We start from the raw sequence: 7,473 nt of genomic DNA, 5'->3' as shown, positions 1-7,473 counted from the left end.
GCGCGCGCCAACCTCGCCGGCTCCTACCAGCAGGCGGGCCGCAGCCGCGAGGCCATCGACCTGTACGGACGGGCCCTCACCGACAGCGTCGACATCCTCGGCGAGTTCCACCCCCACACCCTGACCATCCGCGCCGACCTCGCCTTCTGCTACTGGCAGGCGGGTCGGATCCGCGAGGCCGTCGACGTCGTCGACCAGGTGCTCACCGGCGGCACCGACAACCGTGGCGGGTGACACCCGGATCGCCGCAGCCGCGCGGGACCGGCGGGCGGCCGGTCGGTGACCGCGCACCGGGCGTACCCGGGTGCGGTCCGCCCGGTCGCGGTCCGTAGTGGACCGAGCGAGGACAGTTTCCGAGAGGAAACGTGATTTCCGGAACTCTTCCGGCAGACGTCCCCGTGTCCGATGCCCATCCGGTGACGAACGTCGACCAGACGGACAAGATCCGCCGGAAGGGTTGCGGAGCAGCGGAAATGCCGCAAGATTACGTCCGATCACCTCAGCGGGCACCGATCGGTCGGGCCCACCCGTGCCCTCGGTGTTGGGAGACCGCGTGTCCACACAGAAGTCCGGTCTCCGTGCGACACTCGGGCTCCCGACCATCACCGGCGACGGGGGCGGCACGATCCGCAGCCGGTTGGTCGGCATCATCGCCCTGCCCGCGGTGGCCGTCCTGCTGTTGCTCGGCTACGTCACGTACATCGAACTCGCCGACTACCGGGCGGCCACCACGGCCAGCCGGTCGGTGACCATCGCGCTCGCCGTGCAGGAGTTGACCCAGGAGTTGCAGACCGAGCGCGGCGTCACCGCCGCCCTGCTCGGCGGCAACGACAACTTCCGCGCCGAGCTCGCGCCGACCCGGCAACGGGTCGACGAGCGGCGGGAGTCGGTGGAGCGCGTCGTGGCCGACGGCGGTACGGTGGCCGACCGGGTCGGCGCGGCGCTGCGCGAACTCGACGGCCTGCCCGTGATCCGGGCCGGCACCGACGACGGCAGCGCCGGGCGGGCCGCGACGTTCGCCTTCTTCACCGAGCGCATCGCCACCCTCGACCGGATCGACTTCGGGCTCGGCGCGGTCACCGACCCCGAGCTGCGCTCCCACGTGGCCACGCTCGACGCGGTGAACAGGATCATGGAGAGCACCGCCCAGAAGCGGGCCTTCCTCAACGGCGTCTTCTCCGCCGGTGGTTTCGCCCGGGGCGAGTTCCTCCAGTTCGCCGAGATGCGGGCGAGCCGCAACGCCGCCCTGGCGGACTTCGCCGAGACCGCCACCCCCGGGGAGCAGGCGGCCAACGACTACGTCCTGGACACCGGCGCCGCCCGGGTCGCCGACCACTTCGAGCAGGTCGCGCTGAACAGCGCCGACGGCCGCCGGATGCAGGTCAACCCGCAGTCGTGGTGGTCGTCCCTGACCACCGTCCTCGACGGCATGCGCCAGATGCAGCAGCACGTCGGCTCCGAGATCGAGGCGCGGGCCGAGGAGCGGCGCAACGAGTCCGCCCGACGCATCGTCGTGTCCACCATCGTGGTGCTCCTGTTCCTGGCGGGTGCCATCGTCCTGCTCGTCGTCGCCTCCCGGTCGATCACCCGTCCCCTGGCGGTGCTGGCCGACGAGGCGAACCGCCTGGCCACCGACCGGCTGCCCGCCGCCGTCCGCGAGGTCCAGACCGGCACGGAGGAGCAGACGCCCGATCCTCCCGACCCGATCCAGGTGCCACCCCGGTCCACCTCGGAGGTCCGGTCGGTGGCCGGCGCCCTCAACCAGGTGCAGGCGGTGGCCTTCCGCCTCGCCGCCGAGCAGGCGCTGCTGCGGCGCAGCACCACGGACTCGCTGGCGAACCTGGGCCGCCGCAACCAGAACCTGCTGCGCCGCCAGCTCGGGTTCATCACCAAGCTGGAGCGGGAGGAGACCGACCCGGCAGGGCTGGCGAACCTCTTCGAGCTGGACCACCTGGCCACCCGCATGCGGCGGAACGCGGAGAGCCTGCTGGTCCTGGTGGGGGCCGGCGGTCCCCGCCAGTGGGTGACGCCGCTGCCGATCGGCGACGTCATCCGGGCCGCCATCTCCGAGGTCGAGGAGTACCGGCGGGTCCAGTTGCGCCGCATCGACGAGACCTTCGTGGTCGGCGCGCACGTCAGCGCGGTGGCGCACATGCTCGCCGAGCTGATCGAGAACGGCCTGACCTTCTCGCCGCCCGACTCCGACGTGGAGATCCAGGGTCGCCGCAGCGCCGAGGGGTACCTGATCGCCGTCACCGACCAGGGCATCGGCATGTCCGCCGAGGATCTCGCCCGGGCCAACGCCCGGCTGGCCGGTGAGGTCGACTTCGTGTCGGCCCCGACCCGGTACCTCGGGCACCACGTGGTCGGGCAGCTCGCCCGCGACCTGGAGATCGAGGTCCAGCTCGCGCCGTCGCCGGTCACCGGCGTGACCGCCCGGGTCCTGCTGCCGAACAGCGTCCTGACCTCGTCGGCCACCCAGGAACCGAACACGGCCGCCATCGGTACCGCGCAGCCGGCCACCATCGCCGCCGCGCCCGCCCCGGCCACGGCACCGGCCGGGCCCCCGGCGGCGATCCGGCCGCCGCGCGCGATCGGCAGCCATCCGGCGCCGCTGTCCGGGCCGGTCGGCGTCGCCGGTCCGCCGGTACCGGCCCGGCTGCTCGCCGCCGGTACGCCGACCGCGCCCCACCCGGTGGTGGCACCGCCCGCCGGCACCACGGCGGTCGCCGCCGCCCCGGCCGCGCCGGCCGTCACCGCGAACGGGCTCCGCAAGCGCCTGCCCCGTGAGCGACGGCCGCAGCCGGGCGGGCAGGAGCCGCCGGCCGCCCGGTCCACACCGCAGCAGCGCCCGGCCCCGATCGAGGACTCCCCGTCGGAGGTCCGCAACCGGCTGACCGCGTTGCGGGCCGGGGTGCGCCGCGGTCAGGACGCAACGTCGACACCGACGACCGGAGCCGGCGACGACGCCGCGACCGAGCCATGGAGGACACGTGACGGTTGATAGCCACGCCGACCCACACCAGCTCAACTGGCTGCTGGCGAACTTCGTCCGGCAGACCGACGGGGTACGCGACGCCGTCGCCGTCTCCTCCGACGGCCTGCTGATAGCCACCTCGGCGGGGCTCGACCGGGGTGCCGGCGACCAGTTGGCGGCGATCGTGTCCAGCATGGCGAGCCTGGCCCGCACCGCGTCGCGCAAGTACGACTTCGACGGGCTCAAGCTCATCATGATCGAGATGCGGCGGGGCTTCCTGCTGGTCTCCGCGATCAGCGACGGCAGTTGCCTCGGGGTGCTCGCCGACGGCGAGTGCGACCTGGGGCTGGTCGGGTACGAGATCTCCCTGCTCGCCGAGCGGTTCGGCGGGATGCTGACCCCGGCCCTGATCTCCGAGTCGAGACGGATGCTGCCCCAGTGACCGACACTGGCCCCCGCCTGCCCGATCCGCGGATGATCCCGCACTGGGCACCCGCGCCCCCGCCTTCCGAGCCCGCCGTCGGGCAGCGGCCCCCGGAGGCCGTCGAGCTGCCCGAGGACCACGTGGTGGTCCGCCCGTTCCTGCTCACCGGTGGGCGTACCCGGCCGGTGCAGGACGGACTGCGGGTCGAGACGATCCTGTCCGCCCGCCCGGCGGCGCTGTCGGCGCCCCTGCGGTTCGAGGCCCGCCGCATCGTCGAGCTGTGCCAGCGGCCCACCTCCGTGGCCGACGTGGCGGTCGCGTTGCGGGTGCCGCTCGGGGTGACCCGGGTGCTGGTGGCCGACCTGCTGGCCGATGGTTACCTGCGACGTGAGGAACAGGGCGAGCTCTCCGTCGCCATGATCGAGAGGATCCGGGACCGTGTACGCGCCCTCTAGTCCACCCACCGTGCCGACCGCGGTGAAGATCGTCATCAGCGGTGGTTTCGGGGTCGGCAAGACGACCTTCGTCGGCGCGATCTCGGAGATCGAGCCGCTGGTCACCGAGGCCGACCTGACCGAGGTCTCGGTGGGCGTCGACGACACCACCGGGGTGGCGGCCAAGACCACCACCACGGTCGCCCTGGACTTCGGCCGGATCAGCCTCGACGAGACGCTGCTGATGTACCTGTTCGGCACGCCCGGTCAGGACCGCTTCGCCTTCCTCTGGGACGACCTGGTCGACGGCGCGCTGGGGGCCGTCGTCCTCGTCGACACCCGCCGGATCGAGGACTGCTTCCCCGCCATCGACTACTTCGAGGACCACCGGATCCCGTTCCTGCTGGCGGTCAACAACTTCGCCGCGGCCCGGCGGTTCGACCTGACGGAGGTCCGGGAGGCGCTCGGCGTGGACGACGGCGTGATCGTCGTCGACTGCGACGCGCGCAGCCGGGAGTCGGTCAAGCAGGTGCTGCTCGCGCTCACCGAGGTGGTGCTGATCCAGCGCCTCGCCCGGACCGGGCACGCGCGGTGACCGGGGCCCCGGTCACCGGGGGCGGCCCCACCCGGGACACCGGGCAACGAGAGAGGACAACAGGAGCGATGCGGACAGCACGCTGGATCCGGGCGGTGGCGCTGGCCGGCACGGCCGTCCTGGCGGTGGCCGGCTGCGCGATCGAGGTCGAGCCGCGGGTCGCCGCGCCCGGTCTGCCGACCGGCGTGCCGTGCGGCACGGTGACCTTCGCGAACAGCCCCTGGAGCGGGTACGAGGCGAACCTCGCCGTGGTGAGCTACCTGGCCAAGACCCGGCTGGACTGCACGGTGGTGGAGAAGGACCTCACCGCCGAGGAGGCGTGGGAGGCGCTCGCCGCCGGTGAGGTCGACGCCATCCTGGAGAACTGGGGCCGGGACGGGCTGAAGAAGCGGTACATCGACGAGGAGCGGGTGGCCGTCGAGCACGGCATGACCGGCAACCAGGGGGTCGTCGGCTGGTACGTCACCCCGTGGGTGGTCGAGCAGTACCCGGAGATCACCAACTGGCGGAAGCTCAACGACTACGCCCACCTGTTCCGGACCCCCACCTCGGGCGGCAAGGGCGCGTTCCTCCTCGGCGACCCCTCCTACGAGACCAACGACCGGGCGCTGATCCGCAACCTGAAGCTCAACTTCACCGTCAGCGTCACCGGCAGCGAGGACAAGCTGATCGAGGCGTTCCGGGAGGCGGAGCGGAACCGTCGGGCGGCGATCGGCTACTTCTACGCCCCGCAGTGGTTCCTGGCCGAGGTCGACCTGGTGCACGTCAAGCTGCCCCCGTACTCCCCCGGCTGCGACGCCGTGCCGGAGAAGGTGGCCTGCGACTACCAGCCGTACGACCTCGACAAGATCGCCAACCGGGCGTTCGCCGAGTCGGGCAACCCGGCCGCCGAACTGGTGAAGAACTTCCAGTGGACCAACGCCGACCAGAACGAGGTGGCCCGCTACCTGACGGTGGACAAGTTGTCCCCCGACGAGGCGGCCAGGAAGTGGCTGGACGCCAACCCCGACGCCTGGCAGTCCTGGCTGCCCGCCGACTGACCCGGCCCTCGCCCCCCGCCGCCGACCGCGCGGTCGGGCCTCGGCCCGCCGCCGCGTGGCGGGCGGGGCGGCGGGCTGCACGGGGTGGCTAGCATGCCGGGCGTGGCACAGCAGAGCAGCGGTACCGGACGGCGGTCCGAGCGGCCCGGCGGCATCGCCCTGGACGGCGTGATGCTCACGGCGGCCCTGATCACCCTGGGCGGCTACCTGCTGCCCTGGTTCAAGCAGTCCCCGAGGTACCAGTGGTGGTACTCGGGCTGGGAGTACGCCAGCCTCAGCGGGGTCAGGTGTTGAGCGGGCGGCGGGCGACCAGCAGGACATGGGTGACGGGCCAGTCCAGGGCTGCGCCGTCGGGGGTGCTCAGGGCGGCGACCGGGGCGAGCCGGTTGGTGACGATCCACTCGTTGCGGGACGTGCCGCTGGCGGGGTCGACCTCGAAGCCCACGTCGGCGAGGAGCCCCTTCCAGTCGGCGTACTCCAGGCCACAGAACTGTTCCCGGGTCTCCGACAGCCAGTTGTCGGTGTAGTCCTTGCGGGTGAGGAAGTCCATCGCCGCGCCGAGGGTCAGCTCGACCACGTCGTCGGCGACGGCACGGTAGCCGAACGGGAAGGTGACGTCGACCGCGAACTGGTCGAGGCGGGCCCGGGTGGACAGGCCGGACACGTACGCCGCCGCCCGGGCCGGGGGCAGTTCCGCCAGGTCGGTACGGGGGTGGGCCGGGTTGACGCCGTCGGTGTCCGACAGGCGCAGCCGTACCGTCCGGTCCCGGCCGTCCGGCCCGCACACGTCGCTGTTGATCCACACTCCGCCGGGCACGGTGTGGTCGTAGATGGCCTGCACGAAGCGGCGCAGCGAGGCCAGCCGGTCCCCGTAGGACCAGATCTCGTGGGTCAGCGCGAAGGTCAGGGTGGTGTCCACCGACCGGGGCGCGAAGACCGCCCCGCCGAGCACGTTGCGGCGGTAGAAGAAGACGTTCGGGTTGGTGAAGAAGCCCTGCGCCTTCTTGTGCACGCACTCCTCGTAGAGGTGCCGGGCCACCTCGACGCCGATCAGGTCGCTCTCCCGCAGCGCCGGCTCCCGGTCGGCCCGCTCCAGCACCGCGCCGGCCCCGCAGCCGACGTCGACGATCCGGCCGGGCCGGACGTGCTCCCGGACCGCGTCCCACTTGCGCTGCGCGGCGTCGGCGAACGCCTCGGCGTACGTGCGGTAGTCGCGGGTGGCGGTCAGCCCACCCTCGTCGCCGACCAGCGGGTCGTTGACCACCGAGCGCACCAGGTCGTCGAGGCGGTATCGGGCGTACACGTCGACGGTCGCCGGGTGGGCCAGGTCACGCCAGGTGGGGTCGTCGGCGGCCAGCCGCAGCAGCACGTCCCAGGGCCGGGCGGGGGGCGGCTCGACGTCGGCCTCCACCCCGGCGACGGGGAAGCCCAGCCGGGTGTACATCGCGGCGACCTCGGGCGTGGAGCAGGCGACCACGGTCTGCGCCGGGGTCAGCTCCAGGCCGGTGGCCGCCGCGACGGTCTTCAGGGTCACCTCGGCGAACCGGTCGGTCGGCGCGGTGTCGAAGACCGGGACCACCACCGACCGGAGCCCGGCGAGCAGGCTGAACCGTTCGATGGCCGCCTCCCGCCGGTGGTACGGGACGGGGTTGCGCCGGGTGTTCTCGTGGTTGGCGGAGGTGACCGCCCAGACCACGGTGACCCCGTCGGCCGGCCCGTCGCCGGCGCTGCCGGCGTCGGTGGCGGCGTCGCCGTCGCCGTCGCCGTCGGTGGCGGTGGCGGTGGCGGTGGCGGCTTCGGTGGCGGCGTCGCCGTCGGTGGCGGTGGCGAGTCGGCGGAGGTACTCCGCCTGGAACCGGGTCAACAGGTGGTGCCGGCCGGGGAAGAGCAGGTAACGGGGCATGTCAGGTTCCTATCCGACGCCACCCCGGCCGGTCGCGGCAGGGTCCGGTCGGAGTGAGCGACCAGTCAGCGTGCGAGCCCGGAGACGGGCCCGGGCCGGT

8 protein-coding genes are annotated in these 7,473 nt (G+C 73.0%); 7 read left to right on the top strand and 1 reads right to left on the bottom strand.

Going from position 1 to position 7,473, the window contains the following annotated elements; translation table 11 throughout:
- From AWW66_RS30515 to AWW66_RS30485, 7 genes are all read left to right on the top strand, one after another.
- Positions 1-234, top strand: a 234-nt coding sequence (locus tag AWW66_RS30515) for a tetratricopeptide repeat protein (protein WP_157528190.1), incomplete at its 5' end; no start/stop codon positions are given.
- Between the two features lie 319 nt (positions 235-553).
- Positions 554-3,004, top strand: a complete 2,451-nt coding sequence (locus tag AWW66_RS30510; protein WP_245648560.1) for a sensor histidine kinase — start codon at positions 554-556, stop codon at positions 3,002-3,004.
- Positions 2,994-3,419, top strand: a complete 426-nt coding sequence (locus AWW66_RS30505) for a roadblock/LC7 domain-containing protein (RefSeq protein ID WP_067373797.1) — start codon at positions 2,994-2,996, stop codon at positions 3,417-3,419. Before AWW66_RS30510 ends, AWW66_RS30505 begins: the two co-directional genes overlap by 11 nt.
- Positions 3,416-3,856 (top strand): DUF742 domain-containing protein, encoded by a 441-nt coding sequence (locus AWW66_RS30500; RefSeq protein WP_067373794.1) that lies wholly within the window; start codon positions 3,416-3,418, stop codon positions 3,854-3,856. Before AWW66_RS30505 ends, AWW66_RS30500 begins: the two co-directional genes overlap by 4 nt.
- A complete protein-coding gene (locus tag AWW66_RS30495; protein ID WP_067373792.1) occupies positions 3,840-4,430 on the top strand; it encodes a GTP-binding protein in 591 nt (196 codons plus the stop codon). The genes AWW66_RS30500 and AWW66_RS30495 overlap by 17 nt, the downstream gene beginning before the upstream one ends.
- A 68-nt stretch (positions 4,431-4,498) precedes the next feature.
- On the top strand, positions 4,499-5,470 hold the full coding sequence (locus AWW66_RS30490) for a glycine betaine ABC transporter substrate-binding protein (protein WP_067373789.1): 972 nt from the start codon (positions 4,499-4,501) through the stop codon (positions 5,468-5,470).
- Between the two features lie 102 nt (positions 5,471-5,572).
- Positions 5,573-5,764 (top strand): hypothetical protein, encoded by a 192-nt coding sequence (locus AWW66_RS30485; RefSeq protein WP_157528187.1) that lies wholly within the window; start codon positions 5,573-5,575, stop codon positions 5,762-5,764.
- Here AWW66_RS30485 and AWW66_RS30480 read toward each other — a convergent pair.
- Entirely contained in the window at positions 5,754-7,373 is a 1,620-nt protein-coding gene (locus AWW66_RS30480) for a class I SAM-dependent methyltransferase (protein ID WP_067373783.1), read from the bottom strand. The genes AWW66_RS30485 and AWW66_RS30480 overlap by 11 nt on opposite strands.
- Positions 7,374-7,473: the final 100 nt, after the last annotated feature.

This window comes from Micromonospora rosaria, from assembly GCF_001567585.1.
GTDB lineage: Bacteria > Actinomycetota > Actinomycetes > Mycobacteriales > Micromonosporaceae > Micromonospora > Micromonospora rosaria.
This window is presented reverse-complemented; position numbering and strand designations above follow the sequence as displayed.

Bases quoted from the DNA above. Each gene is read 5' to 3' on its own strand.
- AWW66_RS30490 (WP_067373789.1), top strand. From the start codon at position 4,499: ATGCGGACAGCACGCTGGATCCGGGCGGTGGCGCTGGCCGGCACGGCC.
- AWW66_RS30480 (WP_067373783.1), bottom strand. From the start codon at position 7,373: ATGCCCCGTTACCTGCTCTTCCCCGGCCGGCACCACCTGTTGACCCGG.